The organism is Longicatena sp. 210702-DFI.1.196 (assembly GCF_020563125.1).
Taxonomy (GTDB): Bacteria; Bacillota_I; Bacilli_A; order Erysipelotrichales; family Erysipelotrichaceae; genus Longicatena; species Longicatena caecimuris.
Window position 1 is genome coordinate 1 of sequence record NZ_JAJCPX010000043.1, and the last position, 21,848, is coordinate 21,848.

General features: G+C 39.3%; 26 protein-coding genes. All 26 read left to right on the forward strand.

Features of this window, described 5'->3' with window-relative positions; genetic code table 11:
* Nucleotides 1-74: 74 nt before the first annotated feature.
* The 26 genes from LI241_RS13680 to rseP all read left to right on the forward strand — a co-directional run bounded on the left by LI241_RS13680 (nt 75) and on the right by rseP (nt 21,750).
* The gene (locus tag LI241_RS13680; RefSeq protein WP_017144644.1) at nt 75-1,055 is read left to right on the forward strand and encodes a D-isomer specific 2-hydroxyacid dehydrogenase family protein; all 981 of its coding nucleotides are present in this window, start codon (nt 75-77) and stop codon (nt 1,053-1,055) included.
* Nucleotides 1,056-1,214: 159 nt separating this feature from the next.
* Complete coding sequence (gene rpsP / locus LI241_RS13685; RefSeq protein WP_008688673.1) at nt 1,215-1,484, forward strand: 30S ribosomal protein S16; 270 nt, start codon at nt 1,215-1,217, stop codon at nt 1,482-1,484.
* Between the two features lie 2 nt (nt 1,485-1,486).
* Nucleotides 1,487-1,735, forward strand: a complete 249-nt coding sequence (locus LI241_RS13690; RefSeq protein ID WP_008688671.1) for a KH domain-containing protein — start codon at nt 1,487-1,489, stop codon at nt 1,733-1,735.
* A 35-nt stretch (nt 1,736-1,770) separates the two neighbouring features.
* Complete coding sequence (gene rimM / locus LI241_RS13695; RefSeq protein WP_008688670.1) at nt 1,771-2,274, forward strand: ribosome maturation factor RimM; 504 nt, start codon at nt 1,771-1,773, stop codon at nt 2,272-2,274.
* Complete coding sequence (gene trmD / locus LI241_RS13700) at nt 2,271-3,026, forward strand: tRNA (guanosine(37)-N1)-methyltransferase TrmD (protein WP_008688668.1); 756 nt, start codon at nt 2,271-2,273, stop codon at nt 3,024-3,026. Before rimM ends, trmD begins: the two co-directional genes overlap by 4 nt.
* A gap of 260 nt (nt 3,027-3,286) precedes the next feature.
* The gene (gene rplS / locus LI241_RS13705) at nt 3,287-3,634 is read left to right on the forward strand and encodes a 50S ribosomal protein L19 (RefSeq protein ID WP_008688665.1); all 348 of its coding nucleotides are present in this window, start codon (nt 3,287-3,289) and stop codon (nt 3,632-3,634) included.
* Between the two features lie 60 nt (nt 3,635-3,694).
* Nucleotides 3,695-4,294: a signal peptidase I gene (gene lepB / locus LI241_RS13710; protein WP_008688664.1), complete on the forward strand. Its 600-nt coding sequence runs from the start codon at nt 3,695-3,697 to the stop codon at nt 4,292-4,294.
* An 8-nt stretch (nt 4,295-4,302) separates the two neighbouring features.
* Complete coding sequence (gene lepB / locus LI241_RS13715; RefSeq protein ID WP_008688663.1) at nt 4,303-4,881, forward strand: signal peptidase I; 579 nt, start codon at nt 4,303-4,305, stop codon at nt 4,879-4,881.
* On the forward strand, nt 4,871-5,731 hold the full coding sequence (gene ylqF / locus LI241_RS13720; protein WP_008688662.1) for a ribosome biogenesis GTPase YlqF: 861 nt from the start codon (nt 4,871-4,873) through the stop codon (nt 5,729-5,731). The genes lepB (LI241_RS13715) and ylqF overlap by 11 nt, the downstream gene beginning before the upstream one ends.
* On the forward strand, nt 5,721-6,344 hold the full coding sequence (locus LI241_RS13725; RefSeq protein WP_008688661.1) for a ribonuclease HII: 624 nt from the start codon (nt 5,721-5,723) through the stop codon (nt 6,342-6,344). Before ylqF ends, LI241_RS13725 begins: the two co-directional genes overlap by 11 nt.
* 213 nt (nt 6,345-6,557) lie before the next feature.
* The gene (locus LI241_RS13730) at nt 6,558-6,938 is read left to right on the forward strand and encodes a hypothetical protein (protein ID WP_008688660.1); all 381 of its coding nucleotides are present in this window, start codon (nt 6,558-6,560) and stop codon (nt 6,936-6,938) included.
* A 7-nt stretch (nt 6,939-6,945) separates the two neighbouring features.
* Nucleotides 6,946-7,371 (forward strand): NfeD family protein, encoded by a 426-nt coding sequence (locus LI241_RS13735; RefSeq protein WP_008688659.1) that lies wholly within the window; start codon nt 6,946-6,948, stop codon nt 7,369-7,371.
* Nucleotides 7,372-7,396: 25 nt separating this feature from the next.
* Nucleotides 7,397-8,335, forward strand: coding sequence for an SPFH domain-containing protein (locus LI241_RS13740; RefSeq protein ID WP_008688657.1), 939 nt, complete (start codon nt 7,397-7,399; stop codon nt 8,333-8,335).
* Between the two features lie 20 nt (nt 8,336-8,355).
* Nucleotides 8,356-8,745, forward strand: a complete 390-nt coding sequence (locus LI241_RS13745; protein WP_008688654.1) for a hypothetical protein — start codon at nt 8,356-8,358, stop codon at nt 8,743-8,745.
* A 115-nt stretch (nt 8,746-8,860) separates the two neighbouring features.
* Nucleotides 8,861-9,598: a DNA-processing protein DprA gene (gene dprA / locus LI241_RS13750; protein ID WP_008688652.1), complete on the forward strand. Its 738-nt coding sequence runs from the start codon at nt 8,861-8,863 to the stop codon at nt 9,596-9,598.
* A gap of 72 nt (nt 9,599-9,670) precedes the next feature.
* Nucleotides 9,671-11,890, forward strand: coding sequence for a type I DNA topoisomerase (gene topA / locus LI241_RS13755; RefSeq protein ID WP_008688650.1), 2,220 nt, complete (start codon nt 9,671-9,673; stop codon nt 11,888-11,890).
* Nucleotides 11,887-13,179, forward strand: a complete 1,293-nt coding sequence (gene trmFO, locus LI241_RS13760; protein ID WP_008688649.1) for a methylenetetrahydrofolate--tRNA-(uracil(54)-C(5))-methyltransferase (FADH(2)-oxidizing) TrmFO — start codon at nt 11,887-11,889, stop codon at nt 13,177-13,179. Before topA ends, trmFO begins: the two co-directional genes overlap by 4 nt.
* A complete protein-coding gene (gene xerA / locus LI241_RS13765; protein ID WP_008688647.1) occupies nt 13,179-14,096 on the forward strand; it encodes a site-specific tyrosine recombinase/integron integrase in 918 nt (305 codons plus the stop codon). The genes trmFO and xerA overlap by 1 nt, the downstream gene beginning before the upstream one ends.
* Nucleotides 14,097-14,334: 238 nt before the next feature.
* On the forward strand, nt 14,335-15,288 hold the full coding sequence (rpsB, locus tag LI241_RS13770) for a 30S ribosomal protein S2 (RefSeq protein ID WP_008688646.1): 954 nt from the start codon (nt 14,335-14,337) through the stop codon (nt 15,286-15,288).
* A 24-nt stretch (nt 15,289-15,312) separates the two neighbouring features.
* Complete coding sequence (tsf, locus tag LI241_RS13775) at nt 15,313-16,203, forward strand: translation elongation factor Ts (protein WP_008688645.1); 891 nt, start codon at nt 15,313-15,315, stop codon at nt 16,201-16,203.
* A 287-nt stretch (nt 16,204-16,490) separates the two neighbouring features.
* Entirely contained in the window at nt 16,491-17,204 is a 714-nt protein-coding gene (gene pyrH, locus LI241_RS13780) for a UMP kinase (protein ID WP_008688644.1), read from the forward strand.
* Nucleotides 17,205-17,223: 19 nt separating this feature from the next.
* On the forward strand, nt 17,224-17,766 hold the full coding sequence (gene frr, locus LI241_RS13785) for a ribosome recycling factor (protein ID WP_008688643.1): 543 nt from the start codon (nt 17,224-17,226) through the stop codon (nt 17,764-17,766).
* 273 nt (nt 17,767-18,039) lie between these two features.
* Nucleotides 18,040-18,744 carry an isoprenyl transferase gene (locus tag LI241_RS13790; protein WP_008688642.1) on the forward strand — a complete coding sequence of 235 codons (705 nt, stop codon included), beginning with the start codon at nt 18,040-18,042 and terminating at the stop codon, nt 18,742-18,744.
* A gap of 2 nt (nt 18,745-18,746) precedes the next feature.
* A complete protein-coding gene (locus LI241_RS13795) occupies nt 18,747-19,526 on the forward strand; it encodes a phosphatidate cytidylyltransferase (RefSeq protein WP_008688641.1) in 780 nt (259 codons plus the stop codon).
* On the forward strand, nt 19,523-20,683 hold the full coding sequence (dxr, locus tag LI241_RS13800) for a 1-deoxy-D-xylulose-5-phosphate reductoisomerase (RefSeq protein WP_008688640.1): 1,161 nt from the start codon (nt 19,523-19,525) through the stop codon (nt 20,681-20,683). Before LI241_RS13795 ends, dxr begins: the two co-directional genes overlap by 4 nt.
* A complete protein-coding gene (rseP, locus tag LI241_RS13805) occupies nt 20,680-21,750 on the forward strand; it encodes an RIP metalloprotease RseP (protein ID WP_008688639.1) in 1,071 nt (356 codons plus the stop codon). Before dxr ends, rseP begins: the two co-directional genes overlap by 4 nt.
* Nucleotides 21,751-21,848: the final 98 nt, after the last annotated feature.

Consider the following 21,848-nt stretch of genomic DNA (forward strand, 5'->3'; position numbering starts at 1 on the left):
AAGAGGTGTAACCTCATAGACTTGTCAATTCAGTCTATTTCGTTACAGCCTCTTTCTTATAAGGAGGATGTCTCATGAAAGTGTTTGTTTATGGTTTTCGAGAAGAAGAACGTGTATATTTTGAAGAATGTGCAAAACGATATGGAATTGCGTATGCTGCATGCAGTAAACGTCCAACCTTAGAAAATGCTCATTTGGCATGTGGTTATCCATGTATCAGCATCTTATCGACACCTTGTGATGCGGCCCTTATTGAATCCTTTCATCGTAAGGGTGTGCGTTTCATTTCAACACGTACGATAGGTTATGATCATATTGATTTGGCAGCTGCTAAAAAAGTAGGTATGGGAATAGGGAATGCCAATTATGCCCCGGAAAGTGTTGCCGATTATACAATTATGCTGATTCTGATGACGCTTAGAAAAATGAAACTTATTATGAAGAGCACGGAATTGCAAGATTATTCCTTTGAATCTGTACAAGGCAGAAATTTAAAGGGGAAGATAGTAGGGGTCATCGGTTGCGGCAATATCGGCACGACGCTGATACGTCATTTGGCAGGTTTTGAATGTGATATTTTGGCTTATAATCGACATATAAAACCAGAACTACTTCCGTATGCGCAGTTTTGCGATTTAGCAACTTTGTTGAAAAAAAGTGACATCATCACACTGCATCTGCCATTGCATGAGGAAACTTATCATATCATTAATCAAGAACGTATCGCTATGATGAAAGATGGTGTGATTTTGATTAATACGGCGCGAGGCGCTTTGATTGATAATGAAGCTCTGATAAAAGGCATTGAAAAGGGTAAGATTCAAGGAGCTGCTTTCGATGTGGTAGAAGGGGAAACAGGTATTTATTATCAAAAACAAAAGGGAAGAGTGTTGCCTTCACGAGAAATGTTGCTTTTAAATAGTTATCCTAATGTAATCTTATCTCCACATATGGCATTTCTGACAGATGATTCTAATCGCGATATGGTCTATCACTCAATGGAAAGCTGTCTTGCGTTTATGGAAGGGGAAGAAGATGCTATGCGAATCTTATAAATACCAATCCAGGATATAGCTTTTTGGCTAAAAGCAATATTTTATTGTTGAACGAATGAAACATGTATAAAAAATAAAAGGTGTAAAGGAAAAATACTTGACACCTTATAAAAATATGGTACAATAAACAAGCATAACGCAATATAGGAGGAAAAATACATGGTAAAATTAAGATTAAAAAGAATGGGTTCTAAAAGAAAACCTTTCTACAGAATAGTAGCTGCTGACTCTCGTTCACCTAGAGATGGACGTATCATTGAAACAATCGGTACTTACAATCCAACAACCAATCCAGCATCTATCACAGTAAATGAAGAATTAGCTGTAAAATGGCTGAAAGATGGAGCACAGCCTTCTGATACAGTACGTAACATTCTGTCTAAACAGGGCATCATGAAACGTCTGCACGAAGAAAAAAACGCTAAGTAAGTATGATTGATTACGAAAAAGTGTTATTGGATCTTGTAACACCGATGGTTGAAGATAAAGCGAGTGTTTCTGTGAAGAAAATGGATACATTGGATGAAAATGAAATCTTATTGTATGTATATGCAAACAGTGAAGATGTAGCCAGATTGATCGGAAGACGCGGTAGCATGGCATCTTCAATTCGTCAGATGATGTCTGTGGCATCAAGAAAAGAAGATAAACGAGTTACAATTAAATTCGAATCTTATTAGGATGCAGGAAAGCATCCTTTTTTCAGGAGGATCATATGAACGAAATCAACATAGGAATACTGGTAAATACACATGGTTTACGTGGCGAAGTTAAAGTGAAACCTACAACGGATTTTGTCGATATCCGTTTTGCGAAAGGAAAACATATTCATATTCAATATCAGCAACAGCTTCTTGATGTCTGCGTGGAGTATGCAAAATGGGCGAAACAGTTGTTGATTGTGAAGTTTGCAGGATATGATGATATCAATCAGGTTGAGGCATGGAAAGGCAGTCTTCTTTCTATCAGCGAGGAACAACTGCATGCATTAGAAGAAGATGAGGCGTATTTCTTTGAATTACAAGATTGTCAAGTATTGGATGAAGAGGGAAGATATTTAGGAGATGTAATCGAGGTGTTAGAAACTAGTGCCAATGCCATCTTGCGTGTTCGCAATGAAGAACGCGAATTTTTAGTTCCATATGTAAAAGCATTTGTGCAGGAATTTAAGCGTGAAGAGAAATGCATTGTGATTAAGCTGATGGATGGGTTATTATGAAGATTACAGTCATGACATTGTTTCCTGAATTTTTTGACAGTTTTGTTACAACCTCTATCATTAAACGGGCAATTGAACGTGAATTGGTTACCTTTGAAACGATTGATTTTCGCGCTTATACGAAAGATAAGCATAACCATGTTGATGATACCCCATGTGGTGGTGGACAGGGAATGGTTTTATCTTGTCAGCCGATTGCTGATTGCCTGAAGGATATTCGTACGCCATCTTCCTATGTGGTGATGTTATCACCGCAAGGAGAGACTTTTACGCAAGCAACAGCACATCATTTTGTGAAAACATATGATCATTTGATTTTTCTTTGTGGACATTATGAGGGTTTTGATGAACGCATTCGCTCGTATGTCGATTTAGAACTTTCTTTAGGGGATTTTGTCTTAACAGGTGGTGAACCTGCAGCAATGGTGATGAGCGATGCCATCATTCGCTTGCTGGATGGTGTGATTTTAGAAGATAGTCATGCGGATGATTCTTTTGAAAATGGTCTTTTAGAATATCCACAATATACGCGTCCGATTGAATTTGAAGGGCAGCGGGTGCCAGAGGTATTGCTGAGTGGCCATCATGCGAATATCCGACGCTGGCGGCTAAAACAGTCTTTAAAGAAAACGCTGGAGCGCCGTCCGGATTTGTTGGCTACACGTGTTTTTACTAAAGAAGAACAAGAATTGATGGAAGAAGTGCGAAAAGAAGCAAAGGAAGATTTGCATACAAAAAATGATAAATCTTAAGAAATATAAAGAATTTGCGAAATTTATGTAATTTCTTTTCAGATGGGCATGAAAAATGGTATGATTATAAGGGAAAGAACCCGAACTTTCCAAAGAGCAGTGTCTTCATGAATGACTGTAAAATTTTACAAATTCCTATTTACAAGAGAAACGAAAGTGTGCTATAATCAATAAGCCTATTGGCAAACGAGGTTCCGCTGGACGTCTTAATTGTTTATGAGCCCAACGTAAATATATTGTAGAAAAGGAGCGCCGAGAGTATGAATTTACAGTTAGTTAATGAAGTAACAAAATCTCAATTGAAGAAAGACATCCCTTTCTTTAAATCTGGTAGTACCGTTCGTGTACACGTTAAGATTAAAGAAGGCGACAAATCACGTATCCAGGTTTTTGAAGGTCTGGTAATCGCACGTCAGGGTGGAGGAATCGCTGAAACATTTACAGTTCGTAAGATTTCTAACCAGATTGGGGTAGAAAGAACTTTCCCAATCCACTCTCCAATTGTTGAGAAGATTGAAGTTGTCCGTCACGGTAAGGTTAGAAGAAATAAATTATATTATCTTCGCGGACGTTCAGGTAAAGCTGCTCGTATTAAAGAAATTCGTTAAGAATGAGAAAAGTCGGGATATGTTCCGGCTTTTTCTTTTATAGATTGTGGAGGAGTCGCAATGCACAAATCTGTGAACAGCAAACACAGACAAGAACGTGACGAGACTCTGGGAAGAGTTATCGGCAGTAATCTTCTATCGTTATTGAAGATTTTTTTGGCATGCTTCGTGCTTGTATACCTTACCATTAATTTTGCTGTAAGACCAATTCACGTCAGTGGACAAAGCATGTTTCCTACGATTGAAGAAGGCGACTTTGCGCTAAGCAATGCGTTCAGTGCAAAATTTCAAGAAATAGAGCGTGGGGATATCGTTATAGCTTATGAGAATAAGCAGATGCATCGCATGATCATTAAACGCGTAATTGGTTTACCGGGGGATCGCATATCTTGTAAAGATGATAAAGTATATGTGAATGATAAGGCATTAGATGAGCCGTATTTAGATAATGAATGGGCAAATGCCATACGTGATACTGTCGATGCATTTACGGAAGATTTTACCGAAGTGTGTTTACAGGAAGATGAGTATTGGCTAATGGGAGACAATCGGATCAATTCACGTGATTCGCGTGACTTTGGACCTTTTAAACGCAGCCAGATCAAAGGAAAGGATGCGTTGGTCATTTTCCCTTTTCATAAGATACATATACCAAAGTAGGTGAGTTCATGCAAAAGAAAAAAACAAAATGGGATAGATTTTATCAAGTTATAGATACTGTGAGAATGTTTGCCGTCTGTATGCTGATCGTCTTATTGATGTTTACCTTTGTGTTGCGAGGTAAGACAATCGTGGGGGAATCTATGTATCCGACCTTAAAGGATGGGGAACAGGTTTTTATCAATGTTGCAGCATCTTATTTAAGCGATATCAAACGGTTTGATATCGTTGTAGTAAAACATGCATCTGATGATGATTTATGGGTGAAGCGTGTTATCGGTTTGCCCAATGAAACTGTAGAATATAAAGGTAACAAACTGTTTATCAATGATTTAGAGGTTAAAGAACCCTTTTTAGACAACACGTATAGAAAACGTATTGAGAAAGAAAAAGGTATGTTTACAGCAGATTATCCTAAGCATACATTAAAAGCAGATGAATATTTGCTGGTTGGTGATAACCGCGTTAATTCTTTGGATTCACGCTCAGAGAGTGTGGGGCCTTTTAAGCGAAGTCAAATACTTGCGAAAGGCATGTTTGTCTATTATCCTTTTGAACAAGCGAGGTATGTAAATTATGGAAAATGATAAGATAAGAATACAATGGTTTCCGGGTCATATGACCAAAGCAAAACGTGAAATGCAAGATAAGATGAAGATGGTGGATTTGGTTATTGAATTAAGAGATGCCCGTATTCCTAATGCTTCCAAGAATCCGATGATTGAAGAATTGATTCAGCAAAAGCCAAGACTCATCATTCTTTCTAAAAAAGATAAGGCTGACGCGGCTATTACAAAGGCATGGATTCAGACTTTGAGCAATGCGTCCACAATGGTCTTAGCTTTGGATATCATAACTGAAAATATTACGCCAAAGATCGTAAAAGCTGTACAGACACTGATGCAGGCGAAAATTGAGCGTATGATACGAAGGGGCATGAAACCGCGTGCGATGCGTGCTATGGTGGTTGGTGTTCCCAATGTAGGAAAATCTACATTTATCAATAAGATTTCAAAGAAAAAAATTGCTGTTACCGGAGATCGCCCGGGTGTTACGAAATCACTGCAATGGTCAAAAATCAATAAAGATTTGGAATTATTAGATACACCAGGTGTTTTATGGCCGAAGTTTGAAGATGAACGTGTTGGTATCTTGTTGGCCATCACCGGTGCTATCCGAGATGAAATATTGCCTTTAGAGGAAATTGCAGCTTGGGCTATGCGCTATCTGTTGCAGCATCATGCGCAAGCATTAACGAAACGTTATGATATCGCATTGTGCTCAGACCCTTATGAAATGTTAAATCGAATTGCGCAAAAGCGTGGCTACATGCGTAATCATGAAATCGATGAAAAGCGCACCATTGAAACGTTTTTGCGTGAATTGCGTGATGATAAGCTTGGTCCAATTAGCTGGGAGGTTCCGGATGCAGTGTGAGAATGCTTATGAAATAGCTTGGTGGAAAGAAGGTAAAAAGAAAATCATTGGTATTGATGAAGCTGGACGTGGTCCTATTGCTGGACCATTGGTTGTAGCAGCAGTCAGCTTTCCTGTTGGTTTTTCGCATGAAAGTATTTATGATTCAAAAAAACTCAGTGAGAAGAAACGCAAGGCCTTGTTTCAAGAAATCATTCAATTGGCTAGTGAATATCATATTAAGATTGTTTCTCCTCAAATAATCGATGAACAAAATATTTATCGAGCAACACAGTTGGCGATGCTGGAATTATCGAACAGCTTTCATGATGCTGATGGTGTTTTGACAGATGCCATGCCCTTGCCCAATGCGTCATTGGATGTCATATCTTTAGTAAAGGGAGATCAGAAAAGTGTTAGTATTGCGGCTGCCAGTATTTTGGCAAAAGTCACAAGGGATTGTATTATGTGCGCGTATGATAAACAGTATCCACAATATGGTTTTGCAAAGCATAAAGGATATCCTACGAAAGGGCATCTTGAGGCAATGCATACTTATGGAGTGATTAACGATATCTATCGAAAAAGTTATGGTCCGGTTGCGGCTATGCAACAATTGGTATTTGATCTTTAGCAGATAAGGAAGCAGTATGTGCCTGCTTCTTTTTTACTAAGATTAGCATAGAATCGCATTAGACGATTGCATTAGAACATCACCTAGGATGAGAAGTTTTGAGAACACTGTGAGTAAATTGTTTGTATTATAAGAAAAATAAGAAAAGTAAGAATAGTGGTTGCAAAAAAATAAGAAAAATAATATAATATGAATAAGAAAGGTGGTGTCAGGATGTTTACATGGGTCAAAGGTAATGTATATACGCTGATTTTGACGTTATATCCCAGTAATATCACGCTGAATAGTAGCGCAGCCGGTTACTTTGAAGATGTGCGATGGTGCATGATTGGTATTGATGCGGAAAACAGTCAATTGGGAATACGTCCGGTAAGTAAGCGCGAAATAGATTTGCATTTAGTAGAAATGGATCAATTGCATAAAATATCACTGGGTAAAGGTTATGCCCGAATCACAAACAAGGCAATCATGGAGGAAATCGCATTACTGACGCATCAGAAGATGGATGGTTTAAAAGTCAATGCTCGCTTTGATGAAAAAGAAAATATGTTGATAGCAGATTTAAAAGACCTGATCAACAAGAATGAGGGGTGAAGAAAACATGGTAGTAATCTGGATTGGCATCAGTATTGCGGCACTGGTAGTAGAATTAATCACACCGACAGCCTTGGTTTCTATCTGGTTCGCCGTTGGCGGTATCATTGCTGTTTTGCTTAGTCTGTTAAATCTTCCTATATGGGTACAAATAGCCGGCTTTGCTATTGTTTCTATTGTCAGTATGCTTGTGGTAAGACCAATTGCATCCCGTTATTTACGTGGGAATACAATTGCCACAAATGCGGATCGCTGCATTGGTGAATTTGGTGTTGTGGTAAAACCGATCATGGCAGATGAATGGGGAGAAGTAAAGGTGAATGGCTCCTTATGGCATGCCATAAGTGTAGATGGTACACCAATTGAAAAAGCTGCAAGAGTGAAAGTAATTGCAATCGAAGGTGCTAAACTGCTTGTTCGTAAAGCGGTTTAACATAAAAAAGAAAGAAGGGTAAATGATGAATATTTTTACAATTATTATTTTAGTAGTAGTGGCATTGATTGTCATTGGGCTGTTTGCCTATTTGGTGCGTATTGTTCCACAAGCAAAGGCTTTTGTAATTGAACGTTTAGGTGCATATCATACAACTTGGAATACCGGTGTACATTTTTTAGTACCTTTTGTTGATCGTGTAGCTAATAAGGTAACGTTAAAAGAGGTTGTGAAAGATTTTGCTCCACAGCCGGTTATCACAAAGGATAATGTAACAATGCAAATTGATACGGTTGTTTATTTTCAGATTACCGATCCTAAACTTTATACTTATGGAGTTGTCGGACCAATTACGGCTATTGAAAATTTAACTGCTACAACATTACGTAATATCATTGGTGATCTTGAATTGGATGAAACTTTGACATCACGTGATATCATCAATACGAAAATGCGTTCAATTTTGGATGAAGCAACCGATCCTTGGGGAATTAAAGTCAACCGAGTGGAAGTAAAAAATATCATCCCACCGCGCGATATCCAAGAAGCGATGGAAAAACAGATGCGTGCAGAACGTGAACGTCGTGAGTCCATCTTACGTGCGGAAGGTGAAAAGAAAAGTGCTATTTTAACAGCTGAAGGTGAAAAAGAAGCAGTCATTTTACGCGCAACAGCTAAGAAAGAAGCGATGATTGCTGAAGCAGAAGGTCAGGCACAGGCAATGGAACGTATTTATGAGGCACAGGCACGTGGTATTGAAATGATCAAGACAGCGAATCCAACCAAGGAATATTTAAGCTTAAAAGGCTTGGAAACCTATGAAAAAATGGCAGATGGCAAGGCTACGAAGATCGTTGTACCTAGTGAATTACAGAATATGGCCTCATTGTTGACAAGTGCTCGTGAAATTCTGATTGACGATGCAGAAAAAGACTTTCTGCCAGATTTGAAAAAGAAAAATTAATTTGTCCTGAGGAAGAGGACATGAAATATCGCAAAACGGGAATTGCCATAGCGTGTAGCTTTTGGATAGCAACAATCTTTCAGCTCTTGTATGTTTTGTACCCACAAAGCTACGCGTTTGGGAAATCTTATCAGCTTTTGAGTGATGTTGTCTGTATATCACTTGTTGTTGCTGTATATTTGCTACAACGCAAGCAATATGCGAAAAAACATGTATCCATACGATTTGAACTGCATGCCGGACACATCTTCGGTATAGCTGGAGCATGCATGAAGATCATGGCCGAATTTGTTGAACATCTGCATACTAGCGCTTTGTTGTTTAATGTAATTGCTATCTTGTTGTTATTGATAAGCATGTTGCTAATGTTGCGTGCTGATTCTTATGAAGAACGTACAGCAATCTTATAAACTATGTTGCATGGGAGCCTTATGAAAATAGGGCTCTTTTTATATTATTTGATAAAATAAAGCACTTTTACGAAAAAGACCTATCTGTGTCGTATATAAAAGTAAGGAGGTTCAAATGATGCAATATCGAGAACAAATTTTAGCTTATGCGATACAGTATAAAGGGGATTGGTATAAGATGCGCGAAGCCATTAAGGAAAATAAAGCATGGAATTTACCAGCATGTTCATGTACCTATGTTACAATTGTCGATCCTACATATCCTTGCAAATTTAGAAGGCTGCAATGTCCACCGTGGATTTTGTTTTATGAAGGTAATCTTGCTTTATGTGAACAGCGAAGTGTGGCTGTCATAGGCAGCCGTCAGCCAACCGCTTATGGAAGTAAGATGTGCGCACAAATCACCAAAATCTTAGCATTGCGCTATTGCATTGTGAGCGGGCTTGCCAAGGGAATCGATGGCATTGCACATCGCGAAGCTCTTGCTCAGCATACAATCGGTATAATGGGGTGTGGATTGGATGTGTATTATCCGAAAGTTAATGCCGATATTCAACAAATCATGGCCAAAAAGCAATTGGTCCTAAGTGAATATCCACCCCATACACCGCCAAAGCCCTATCATTTTCCTTGGCGCAATCGCTTAATTGCGGCCTTGAGTGATGCTGTTATCGTTGTGGAAGCAGGGATGCGAAGTGGCACAATGCTAACTGTTAATGAGGCGCTTTCGCTGGATATACCAATTTATTGTGTACCACATCCGATGGATCAACGAGAAGGAAAAGGAAGCAATACGTTAATTGCACAAGGTGCAATGATTTTAGTAGATGAACAAGATATTCGCATGATTTAGCATAAAATGTTTGACAAATGCTAAAAAAAAACAAATAATAAAAGACGTGTAGTTTAGGCTAGGAGGCTAAAAATGAAAAATTTAGTAATCGTGGAATCCCCTTCCAAATCGAAAACCATAGAAAAATATCTTGGTGGCGACTATCATGTCGTTTCTTCCAAGGGACATATACGTGATCTTGCGACAACAGGTAAAGGTGGCTTAGGCATTGATGTGGAGCATGACTTTGAACCTACGTATAAGATAAGCTCTGATAAACGTGCAGTCGTAAAAGAATTAAAAGATCTTGCCAAAAAAAGTGAACATGTCTTTCTAGCAAGTGACCCTGACCGTGAGGGTGAGGCAATTGCTTGGCATTTGGCAAATGTATTAGAACTAGATATGGAAGAAGAAAATCGTATCATCTTTCATGAAATTACGAAAAATGCTGTAACAGAAGCATTTCAACATCCCCGTACGATTGATCAGGATTTGGTGAAAAGTCAGGAAACAAGACGCATGCTGGATCGGATCATCGGTTTTAAGTTATCAAAGTTATTACAAAGTAAAATAAAATCAAAGTCAGCAGGACGAGTACAGTCTGTTGCTTTGCGTTTGATCGTTGAACGCGAAAATGAAATTCGCGCTTTTAAGAGCGAAGAATATTGGACGTTAGCAGCAAATATCGAAAAAAATGGCAAACAATTCAGTGCCAGTCTGAATAAAGTGGATGGCAAAAAGGCAGAATTAAAAACACAGGCAGATGTAGATGCTATCATTGAACGCTGTGCTGCTTTTGTTGTGTCCGCTATTGAAAAAAAGGTTCGTAAAAAAGAAGCAAGAATGCCTTTTATCACTTCGACGTTACAACAGGAGGCCAGCACAAAGTTAAATTTCGGAGCAAAAAAGACGATGCAGATTGCCCAAAAGCTTTATGAAGGTCTGCCCTTAGCAGATGGGGTGAGTGAAGGTCTTATCTCTTATATGCGTACAGATTCTACGCGTTTATCAGACGTGTTCGTGAAAGATGCTGAATCATATATTGAAGAAGTTTATGGTAAGGAGTATAAAGGTCGTGCACGCCAGAAAAATAATGAAAATGCACAGGATGCGCATGAGGCTATTCGTCCTACCAGTGTTTTCAATACACCGGAAAAAGTGAAACCATATTTAACAAATGATCAGTACAAATTGTATAAGCTGATTTATGCACGAACGCTGGCTTCTTTAATGGCACCGAGCAAAAGTGATGTCGTGAATGCGCAAATTGTTTCAAATGGCTGTGAGTTTAGTGCCAATGGTTCGATTCTGACATTTGATGGTTATTTGAAAGTATATCACGATTATGAAACAGTAAAAGATGAGATGTTGCCACCATTGCAAGAACAGGAACAATTAAAGGATGTGGAATTGGAAGGCAAGCAGCATTTCACAGAACCACCTTTACGTTATAGTGAAGCTCGCTTGATCAAAGAAATGGAAGAAAAGGGCATAGGTCGTCCTTCAACGTATGCTATTATTATTGATACATTGCAAGCTAGAGGTTATGTATCATTAGAACGCCCAAGTGAAGGCAGTAAGACCAAAGTCTTTATCCCTAGTGAACAAGGGGAATTGACGGATGCCAAATTGCAAGAATTCTTCAAGGACATCATCAATGTTTCGTATACGGCAGGCATGGAACATCACTTAGATGAAATCGCAGCAGGAAAACGTAACAACATCGAAGAAGTGCGAACATTCTATAATGAATTTGAACCATTACTGGAAAATGCTTATGAGCATATGGAGAAAAAGGAGCTGGAACGTACCGGTGAAACTTGTCCGGAATGTGGCAGCGAATTGGTGTATCGTATCGGACGTTATGGGAAATTTGTATCCTGTATTAATTTTCCTACTTGTCGTTACACGAAAAGTGAAAATGAAGAGGAAAATACCGAAAGTGAAGAAGTCTGTCCAAAATGTGGTAGTAAGATGGTCATGAAGAAAGGACGCTATGGTTCTTTCTTGGCATGTAGCAATTACCCGGATTGTAAATATATTAAAAGCAATAAGCCAAAGGAGGAACCTGTACCAACCGGTGAAATGTGTCCGGAATGTGGTCATGAACTTGTACAGCGTAAATCACGCTTTGGCACAACCTTCATCGGCTGCAGCAATTATCCTAAATGCCGGTATATCAAAAAAGAGCCAAAAAAGAAAAAGAGTGATGAGGAAACAACTGACAAGAAAAAGGCAGCACCAAAGAAAACGGCTAAAAAAGTCGTGAAAAAAACAGTTAAGAAGAAAGCGACAGAGGTGGAAGCAGAATGAAACAAGTAACCATAATCGGTGCCGGATTGGCGGGCTGTGAAGCCTGCTGGCAGTTGATCAAACGTGGGATCCCTGTGAAATTAGTAGAGATGCGTCCGTTAAAATCCAGTGATGCCCATCACAGTGATCAGTTTGCAGAACTTGTTTGCTCAAACTCTTTGCGCAGTGATTCTTTACAAAATGCAGTTGGTATTTTAAAAGAAGAAATGCGGCATTTGGATTCATTGATCATGAAGGCAGCGGATGCTCACCGTGTACCGGCTGGTAGTGCCTTGGCCGTGGATCGTACCTCTTTCAGCGAAACAATCACTAAAATTTTAAGTGAACACCCTTTGGTGGAGGTTGTTCGTGAAGAGATAACGAAGATTCCTGAAGGTCCGGTGATTATTGCCAGTGGACCATTGACAAGTGATGCTCTAAGTAAGGCAATTCAGGAAATGACCCATGAGGATTATTTCCATTTCTATGATGCGGCAGCTCCTATCATTGAAAAAGAATCCATTGATTTTTCCAAGGCTTATGTAAAATCACGTTATGATAAAGGAGAAGCTGCCTATATTAATTGTCCGATGAACAAAGAAGAATTTGACGCTTTTTATGATGCTTTATTACATGCGGAAACAGCGGAACTGCATGATTTTGATAAAACCTTCTTTGAAGGTTGTATGCCGTTTGAAGAAATGGCACGCCGTGGCGAGAAAACGTTGCTTTTTGGACCGATGAAGCCTGTCGGTTTAGAAAAGCCGGATGGTAGTTTGCCTTATGCAGTGGTCCAGTTACGACAGGATAACGCGATTGCCAGCTTGTATAATGTCGTTGGTTTTCAAACACATTTAAAATGGGGCGAACAAAAACGTATCTTATCCATGATACCGGGATTGGAACACGTGTCCATCGTGCGTTATGGTGTCATGCATCGCAATTCATATTTGTGTGCCCCAAAGGTGTTGCGTCCTACCTATCAGCATATAACGCGGGATGATTTGTTTTTTGCCGGGCAATTGACTGGCGTGGAGGGCTATGTAGAAAGTGCTGCCAGTGGATTGTTGGCGGGCTTAAACATGGCAAATCTGATCAGAGGAAAGGCAGTTGTTACCTTGCCAAGCACCTGCGTAATTGGCTCTATGGTCAATTATATTACGCATGCATCCGCAAAGTATTTCCAACCGATGAATGCGAATTTTGGCATCATGCAGCTAGAAGCCAAGGTGAAGAAAAAAGATCGTAAAGAAGCCTTTGGCAAACAAGCATTGGCAGTTATTGACAGCTATCGGGAATTGTTTGACTGATGGAATCTTATCTGACGCGGTTTTTAGACTATTTAGATACGGTCAATAGCGGGAGTGCACATACCAAGGATGCGTATCAGCGTGATATTACAGAATTTCTGGATTTTCTAAAAAGTGAGAATATCATGAGCTTAGATGATGTAGATCGCATCATCGTGATGAATTATGTGAGTCATCTGCGTGAGCGAGATGGCCGACAGGGAACGATGAAAAATGCCACGGTTGCCCGTAAGCTAAGTTCATTGCGTTCCTATTATCGTTACTTGAATGAGTATGTTGGGGTGCAAAACAATCCGTTCTTATATTTCAAAGCACCCAAGCAAACACGCAGGATCCCGGAATTTCTATTTTATGATGAAATTGCATTATTTCTAGCATCGTTTGATTTGCATGAAGCGGTAGATGTTCGTGATCGTGCATTATTTGAATTGATGTATGCCAGTGGCTTGCGTGTCAGTGAGGCAGTAAATCTACGCTTATCCGATATTGATTTCCATGATAATATCTTACATATCGTTGGCAAAGGAGATAAACAACGCTTGGTTCCTTTCTATGATCTGGCAAAAGAACGTCTCGTTGATTATATTGAACATGTACGCCCAAAATGGGTGAATACGTTGCAACATGAATATGTCTTTGTGAATCAGAAGGGCAAGCCATTAACAAGTCGCGGTGTGCAATATCGCATGGAATTGGCTGCTAAAAAGTGCCATCTGCATCTGCATATTCATCCGCATATGTTTCGTCATAGCTTTGCCACACACTTATTGGATAATGGAGCTGATTTGCGTGTTGTGCAAGAATTGTTGGGACATGCTTCCTTATCTACGACACAAATCTATGTCCATGTGACACAGGATCGCTTAAAAAGTGCATATGAACATGCACATCCTCGTGCCGGCAAAGAAAACACATAGTAAGATCATATTTATGAATGGTGAAGCAAACAATGGCGCCAATTTCTGTAAAAAAATAAAAAAAGCCCTTGAATTAGGGCTTTTCTATGTTATAATAAACAACGGTGCGACGAAGTTCGCATACAACACACATCATGGATTCCGCAGCCCGTGCTTTAGATGCGTTAAGTAAGCGTCAATGATAAGTTGCTGCAGTTTGAAGTGATGGAGGATAAAAACGGAAAGTGAGGATATTTTCATGTCAGTAGTATCAATGAGAAAATTATTGGAATCTGGTGTACATTTTGGTCATCAGACACGTAGATGGAATCCAAAAATGAAACCAAACATCTACGCAAGCAGAAATGGTGTATACATCATCAACTTAGAAAAAACATTAGAACAGCTGGACACTGCGTATGCTGCAATGAGAGAAATCGCTGAAAAAGGCGGTAAGGTATTATTTGTAGGTACAAAGAAACAGGCACAGGCTGTAGTTGTAGAAGAAGCATTACGTTCTGGAAGTTTCTTCGTAAACCAGAGATGGTTAGGTGGTTTATTAACAAACTATCGTACAATCCAGAAACGTGTAAAACGTTTAGTAGAAATCGAAGAAATGGAAGCAAACGGAACTTTAGATCTGTATCCTAAGAAAGAAATCGCACAGGTTAAGAAACAGAAAGCACGTTTGGAAAACTTCTTAGGTGGTATCAAGGAAATGAAGAAACTGCCTAACGCATTGTTTGTTATCGATCCTAAGGAAGAACACAATGCTGTTGCAGAAGCTAAGAAATTAGGTATCCCTGTATTCGCTATGGTAGATACTAACTGTGATCCAGAAATGGTAGATTACCCAATCGCATCAAATGATGATGCTATCCGTTCTGTAAAATTGATCACAACATTGATGGCAGATGCAATCGTAGAAGCAAAAGGCGGATTGTTAAGCGTAGCACACAGTGTTGATGAAAACGAAGAAGATGTAACAATGAAAGATGTTATCATCAATGTTGAAGAGCAGATTGCTGAAAATGAAAGACGTCGTCGTCAGAGAAATGAAGAACGTCGTAACCGTCGTAACAATTTCGATCGTAACCGCAATGGTGGACGTGGAGGCAGAGCTCCTTATCAGAAACGTGAAAACGTAAAACCAGCTACTGAAGCAAAACCTGCAACAGAAGCAAAACCAGCAGAAACTAATACTGCTGAATAATCACGAAAAGGAGGAAATGAAAAAATGATTACTGCATCAATGGTAAAAGAACTGCGTGAAAGAACAGGCGCAGGTATGATGGATTGTAAAAAAGCATTGACAGCGTGTGATGGAGATATGGAAAAATCTATCGACTGGCTGCGTGAAAAAGGTATTGCTAAGGCTGCTAAGAAAAATGACCGCATCGCTGCGGAAGGTTTGACTCGTGCAGCTGTCAATGGAAATACCGGTGTTGTATTTGAAGTAAACTCTGAAACAGACTTTGTTGCTAAGAATGAAAAGTTCTTAGGTCTGTTGGATGAAATCCAGGGTGTGTTAATTGAAAACAAACCTACTGATTTAGATGCTGCTTTAGCATGTGCTGCAAGTGAAGGCACTGTTGCGGATGCTGTAACGACAGCAACAGCTACGATTGGTGAAAAGATTTCTTTACGTCGTATCGCAGTAGTTGAAAAAGCAGATGATGAATTCTTCGGTTGCTATATGCACATGGGCGGAAAGATTTCTGCACTTGTTACCTTAAAGGGTAAAGCTGATGAAGCTGTTGCTAAAAACATCGCTATGCAGATTGCAAGTATGGCTCCACAGTATGTAAACCGTGATGAAATGCCTGCAGAAGTTGTAGAACATGAAAGAAAAGTACAGACTGAAATCGTTAAAAACGATGAAAAATTGGCTAACAAACCAGAAAAAGTATTGGCTGGTATCATTGAAGGTAAGATCAGCAAGAACTTGAAAGATCTGTGCTTGGTAGAACAGGAATTCTTCTTGGATCCAAACATGAAGGTTGCACAGTACCTGAAAGAAAATGGCTGTGACGTTGTAAGCTTCGTACGTTATGCAGTTGGTGAAGGTATTGAAAAACGCCAGGATAATTTTGCTGAAGAAGTAATGAGCCAGGCATTTGGTGGATAATTAACGATAGGGAGAGGTCATTGGACTTCTCTTTTTTTAAGGGGATATCCTTAAAAAAGAATGACGATATGTAGACACAATTACCATAGATATGGAATATAGTTGGATCTTACTGTGCTCGCAAATGAGGATTGGTTTTCAGTTTATTCAGTAAGATGATAGTCTTGTCTGTAAGTATCCAAAGAAAAATGAAAAAAAGGAGAATAGCTCTTCCTTTTTGTAAATCTTTTCTTTATAATATACAGTGGAGAGTTAAAAAAACGACAAAAGTAAAGGTGGAAGTAGACATGTACAAAAGAGTATTATTGAAATTAAGCGGTGAGGCTTTATCTTCACCTGGTAATTCATTTGATCCACAAATTTTAAAAGCGTTGGCAAAAGAATTGAAAGAAATTCATGAGCTTGGTGTGGATTTAGCCATTGTTGTTGGCGGTGGAAACTTCATTCGCGGTAAAATGGCAGAAACGATGGGAATTGAGCGTGTACAGGCGGATTATATGGGAATGCTTGCGACGGTCATAAATGCATTGGCTGTTCAGAGTGCGTTGGAACAAGAAGGCGTGCCTACGCGTGTGCAAACGGCTATTGAGATGCAAAAAGTGGCAGAACCATTTATTGTGCGTCGTGCATTACGTCACTTGGAAAAAGGCCGCATCGTAATTTTTGGCGCAGGTACAGGAAACCCTTATTTTTCTACCGATACAACGGCTGCATTGCGTGCCAGTGAAATCGGTGCTGATGTCATTTTGATGGCCAAAAACGGTGTAGATGGAGTATACAATGCGGATCCTAAAACACATCCTGAGGCTGTTAAATATGATGCTTTAACTTATATGGATCTGATTCAGGAAGGATTGCAGGTCATGGATACTACAGCTACCAGTATGTGTATGGATAATGATATTGATCTGGTAGTATTTAATATGAATGAAAGCGGAAATATTTTGAAAGCTGTTCGTGGAGACATTACGGGTACAGTAATTTCAAAAGATCATAGATAAAAAGAAAGGACACGAAACTATGGAACTGTTAGATGTAACGAAACACAAAATGGAGAAAGCAGTAGAGAAGCTTGACGAAAATTTAAAAACGATTCGCACAGGAGTAGCAAACGCATCTTTGTTAGAACATGTACATTTTGAATATTATGGAAGTGAAACACCTATCAATCAGGTTGCTAGTATTAAGGTCGTAGAAGGACGTCAATTAATGATCAAACCTTATGATCGTTCTACTTTAAAAGATATTGAACGTGCAATTGCGACAAGTGACACCGGATTGGTGCCTCAAAGTGATGGTGAGGTCATTCGTTTGAATGTGCCAGCATTGACTGAAGAACGTCGTAAACAACTATCAAAAGAAGCAGATAAGATGGGAGAAGAAGCAAAGATTGCTGTTCGTAATGTACGTCGTGAAGCGAATGATGCAGTCAAAAAAGATAAAGAATTAACAGAAGATGATGCGAAGAGAATGCAGGAAAAAGTACAGAGATTAACAGATGAATTTGCTAAGAAAATTGAAAAAGAAGTCAGTGAAAAAGAAAAAGAAATTATGAAGGTTTAATTGTAACGAAGGGGAGAGCGGATAGCTTTCCTTTTTTTCATGTATAAGTGTAAACAAACATTGTGATTATTTGAAGTTCAGTGATTTAATAAGAAAACGCGACAATTAAATAATCCGAAATTATCCGTTTATGACTGTTTGCAGATTGAAAGAAAAGATGCAGTTTTCGACACTTTTTTAGATGAAATGCTGCGCATAGATACAATGTTTCTATCTTTTATGATATAATATCAGAGTTAAATTATACAATGTAGTTATAGGAGGTTGCTGGACATGGAAGGAAGAATCATCCCGCAGCATATTGCCATCATCATGGACGGAAACGGCCGATGGGCGAAAAAAAGAGGGTTACCGCGAACTGCTGGCCATAAGCAGGGGGCGGAGAATATAAGAAAAATCGCGATAGCATGTAATGAGTTAGGGGTAAAAGCATTAACTTGCTATGCATTTTCTACAGAAAATTGGAAACGTCCAGAGAGTGAAGTAGAATATCTTTGCAAACTGCCTAAACTTTTCTTTCAACGCTATTTAGCAGAGTTAAAGAAAAACAATATTCGCGTTACCTTTTTAGGTGAAATTGAGCGTTTTCCTAACGAGACACGTTCTGTTATTACTACGGCAGTGGAACAAACAAAAGATAATACCGGACTTATTTTATGTCTTGCCGTAAATTATGGCGGAAGAAGAGAAATCACCTTGGCGGCACAACGTTATGCGGCTGATGTAGTACGTGGTATAGCTGATGCCGCAATTGATGAAGAAGCGTTTGGTCATTATATGATGAGTGAAGGTATGCCAGAACTTGATCTAATGATTCGTACAAGTGGGGAACTTCGCATATCTAATTTTCTGTTATGGCAACTAGCTTATGCCGAATTGATTTTCACACCAGTTACGTGGCCGGATTTTGACCGTGACTGTCTAGTAGAAGCGATTGATGAATATACACATCGCAATCGCCGCTTTGGAGGTTTATGAGTATGAAAACGCGAATCATAACAGCTTTTCTTATCATCGCTTGTGTCATTCCTCCTTTGGTGTTTGGTGGTGTATTATTATATGCCTTATTATCATTTATCATTGTTGCGGGTGGTTTGGAATTGATGGCACTACGTGAGCAGAAGGACGAAACATGGCCCTTGCTGATAAAACCTTTGGCAATCGCCTGTGTATTTGCATTAACGTTTATCAAAAAAGATGCCTTATTATTTCCTTTGTTAGGAATCTTTGTCCTTTGCTTTTTATCCCTTCCTGTTTTTACTGAACGCTTTCATGCGAAAGATGGATTTTTATGTATCGCCTATATAACTTTTTTCTTTATAATTGCTAGAGGTTTTTTGCATATATACGATCGCAACCCGTTATATGTCTGGTATATCATTGTCGCCACTTATGGCTGTGATACCGGTGCATATTTCTGTGGTAGATTTTTAGGGAAGCATAAAATGAACCCTCGTATCTCTCCTAAAAAGACTTGGGAAGGTGCCTTTGGGGGATGGTTATTGGGGGCTGCCTTATCTTTTGCCCTCGCATACTTTTTAATTGATACGATGACTTTGCCACAAATCTTAGCAGCGAGTTTGATATTGACGATTACCGGACAAATCGGTGATTTAGCTTTCAGCGCGATCAAGCGTAATTTTGGGATTAAGGATTTTTCTGATTTGTTACCAGGGCATGGCGGTGTATTAGATAGAGTAGATTCCTTGGTCTTTAATTTTATTTGTTTTGACTTAATACTGGTGGTGTTAACATTATGAAGAGAATTGTTTTATTAGGAGCAAGTGGTTCCATTGGTTCCCAAACGATAGATGTCGTATTGCATCACAAGGATGAATTTTCCATTGTGGCGGTAAGCGTCGGTAAAAATATCGAGAAATTAAAAATGCTGTTAGCGAAGATACCATCGATTCAACATGTTTGTGTAGCAGATGAACAAGTAAAAGAAGTCTTACGACTAGAATATCCAGATAAACAATGGTACAGCGGCGATGAAGGTCTGCAAGCGTTAGCCGGTTTAGCAGAATATGATATTTTTGTGGATGCTGTAGTTGGTTTTCGTGGATTGTTGCCGGCTTTAACAGCAATCGCAAATCATAAGGTTATCGCATTGGCGAATAAAGAAAGCTTGGTAGCAGGAGGACCGCTAGTGAAAGCGGCATTAGCGAAACATCAGGTTCCTCTATATCCGATTGACTCAGAACATTCTGCCATTTTCCAATGTTTACAAGGCAATACACATGATAGTATTGATAAGTTGATCATCACTGCTAGTGGAGGCAGTTTCCGTGATCTGACGCGTGAGCAGTTGCAAGACGTCAGTGTAGAAGCAGCTTTGCATCATCCAAACTGGAATATGGGTGGAAGAATCACGATTGATTCTGCTACCATGATGAATAAAGGCTTTGAAGTGATAGAAGCACATTATTTGTTTGATATCCCTTATGAAAAAATCGATGTACTCATTCATCGCGAAAGTGCCATTCATTCAATGGTTCAGTTTCAGGATCATGCAATTATTGCGCAAATAGGAACAGCGGATATGCGTCTGCCAATTCAATATGCCCTTTCTTATCCGCAACGTTTGAAGATGTATAATGATGAACCATTCGATTTTGGCAAATTTGCTACCTTGCATTTTGAACCGGCAAGCATGGAACGATATCCTTTATTAAAATTGGCATTTGAAGTAGGCAAAAAAGGTGGGAATCTTGGTGCTATTATGAATGCTGCAGATGAAGAGGCCGTTCGTCTTTTCTTAAATAAGAAAATTGCCTTTTTGGATATTGAAACATCCGTAATTAAGGCAGTGGAAGGTGTACGTTTTATTGCTGAACCAACATTGCAAGATATTATAGAAAGTGATGCAGCCGCCAGACGGTTTGTAAAAGATATGTGGAAAGGGGCTATGGAATGAGTGGTATTGTAAATTTATTGTGGTTTGTATTAATTCTAGGCGCAATTGTCATTGTTCATGAGTTTGGACATTTGCTAGCGGCTAAGAAGTTTGGTGTATATTGTAAAGAATTTTCGATTGGTATGGGTCCTTTGCTGTGGCAGAAGCAGAAAGGAGAAACTGCTTGGTCTATTCGTGCTTTGCCTATCGGTGGGTTTGTGGCCATGGCTGGAGAAGATGAAGAAAGTGATGAAAAAGATGAATTAGATATTCCTTTTGAGCGAACCTTAAATGGAATTAAGCCTTGGAAACAGGTCATCGTGATGGCTGCCGGAGCCTTTATGAATGTTTTGTTGGCATGGCTGATCTTTATCGGTATCACTGCATGTCAGGGTAGTGTAAGTGTACCGCCAAAGCCAATCGTGGCAAGTGTTGTAGAAAATTCACCTGCACAGAAAGCCGGTTTTCACGTAGGGGATGAAATCATCCGTTTAGAAAACAAAAGTAAAAAGGAAACATTAACACCTGATTCTACACGTGAAATCATGGAGTTTTTGCAATATTATCCAGGAGAAATTACCTATACCGTCCTACGGGATGGAAAGCAGGTAACCCTACAAGGAACAGCCGCCTTTCATAAAGATGAAAACTTATATATTTTAGGTATTGGCTATCCGCAAAGTGCCGCTAAAGAAATTTCTTTCTGGGAAGCTATTCCATATGGAACGCAGCGGATGGTTAGCTCTGTTACCAGTATTATGGATTCCTTGGGAAAGCTTGTTCGTGGCGTCGGTTTAAATAATCTGAGTGGTCCGGTCGGAATCTTCCAGATTACGGCACAGACAACACAGGATGGTTTATTATCAACCTTAGCCTTAATTGCTTTATTATCAGTAAATGTAGGTATTGTCAATTTGATTCCGATTCCCATTTTAGATGGTGGACGTATATTCATCATTCTGATCGAGACACTGATAGGGAAAAAATTGAGTGAGCGTATGCAGTCGGTTATCATGATGGCTGGTTTATTAATGATCGTTGGTATCATGGTGCTAGCAACCTGGAATGATATAGTTCGCTTATTTTGATTTCTATTGCTAGTATTGTGCGTTGTTCTCTAATCACATAAAAAGGGGCTCTAAATTAACGTGGGGTTGAGCGAAAAAAGGCTCTAAATTATTGTGGG

Coding starts and splice junctions, on each gene's coding strand:
- lepB (WP_008688664.1), top strand. CDS start 3,695: ATGCACAAATCTGTGAACAGCAAACACAGACAAGAACGTGACGAGACT.
- trmFO (WP_008688649.1), top strand. CDS start 11,887: ATGAAACAAGTAACCATAATCGGTGCCGGATTGGCGGGCTGTGAAGCC.
- LI241_RS13745 (WP_008688654.1), top strand. CDS start 8,356: ATGAAATATCGCAAAACGGGAATTGCCATAGCGTGTAGCTTTTGGATA.
- LI241_RS13730 (WP_008688660.1), top strand. CDS start 6,558: ATGTTTACATGGGTCAAAGGTAATGTATATACGCTGATTTTGACGTTA.
- xerA (WP_008688647.1), top strand. CDS start 13,179: ATGGAATCTTATCTGACGCGGTTTTTAGACTATTTAGATACGGTCAAT.
- LI241_RS13795 (WP_008688641.1), top strand. CDS start 18,747: ATGAAAACGCGAATCATAACAGCTTTTCTTATCATCGCTTGTGTCATT.
- dxr (WP_008688640.1), top strand. CDS start 19,523: ATGAAGAGAATTGTTTTATTAGGAGCAAGTGGTTCCATTGGTTCCCAA.
- rseP (WP_008688639.1), top strand. CDS start 20,680: ATGAGTGGTATTGTAAATTTATTGTGGTTTGTATTAATTCTAGGCGCA.
- pyrH (WP_008688644.1), top strand. CDS start 16,491: ATGTACAAAAGAGTATTATTGAAATTAAGCGGTGAGGCTTTATCTTCA.
- rimM (WP_008688670.1), top strand. CDS start 1,771: ATGAACGAAATCAACATAGGAATACTGGTAAATACACATGGTTTACGT.
- LI241_RS13725 (WP_008688661.1), top strand. CDS start 5,721: ATGCAGTGTGAGAATGCTTATGAAATAGCTTGGTGGAAAGAAGGTAAA.
- rpsP (WP_008688673.1), top strand. CDS start 1,215: ATGGTAAAATTAAGATTAAAAAGAATGGGTTCTAAAAGAAAACCTTTC.
- rpsB (WP_008688646.1), top strand. CDS start 14,335: ATGTCAGTAGTATCAATGAGAAAATTATTGGAATCTGGTGTACATTTT.
- LI241_RS13740 (WP_008688657.1), top strand. CDS start 7,397: ATGAATATTTTTACAATTATTATTTTAGTAGTAGTGGCATTGATTGTC.
- lepB (WP_008688663.1), top strand. CDS start 4,303: ATGCAAAAGAAAAAAACAAAATGGGATAGATTTTATCAAGTTATAGAT.
- rplS (WP_008688665.1), top strand. CDS start 3,287: ATGAATTTACAGTTAGTTAATGAAGTAACAAAATCTCAATTGAAGAAA.
- LI241_RS13680 (WP_017144644.1), top strand. CDS start 75: ATGAAAGTGTTTGTTTATGGTTTTCGAGAAGAAGAACGTGTATATTTT.
- LI241_RS13690 (WP_008688671.1), top strand. CDS start 1,487: ATGATTGATTACGAAAAAGTGTTATTGGATCTTGTAACACCGATGGTT.
- dprA (WP_008688652.1), top strand. CDS start 8,861: ATGATGCAATATCGAGAACAAATTTTAGCTTATGCGATACAGTATAAA.
- trmD (WP_008688668.1), top strand. CDS start 2,271: ATGAAGATTACAGTCATGACATTGTTTCCTGAATTTTTTGACAGTTTT.
- LI241_RS13735 (WP_008688659.1), top strand. CDS start 6,946: ATGGTAGTAATCTGGATTGGCATCAGTATTGCGGCACTGGTAGTAGAA.
- frr (WP_008688643.1), top strand. CDS start 17,224: ATGGAACTGTTAGATGTAACGAAACACAAAATGGAGAAAGCAGTAGAG.
- LI241_RS13790 (WP_008688642.1), top strand. CDS start 18,040: ATGGAAGGAAGAATCATCCCGCAGCATATTGCCATCATCATGGACGGA.
- ylqF (WP_008688662.1), top strand. CDS start 4,871: ATGGAAAATGATAAGATAAGAATACAATGGTTTCCGGGTCATATGACC.
- topA (WP_008688650.1), top strand. CDS start 9,671: ATGAAAAATTTAGTAATCGTGGAATCCCCTTCCAAATCGAAAACCATA.
- tsf (WP_008688645.1), top strand. CDS start 15,313: ATGATTACTGCATCAATGGTAAAAGAACTGCGTGAAAGAACAGGCGCA.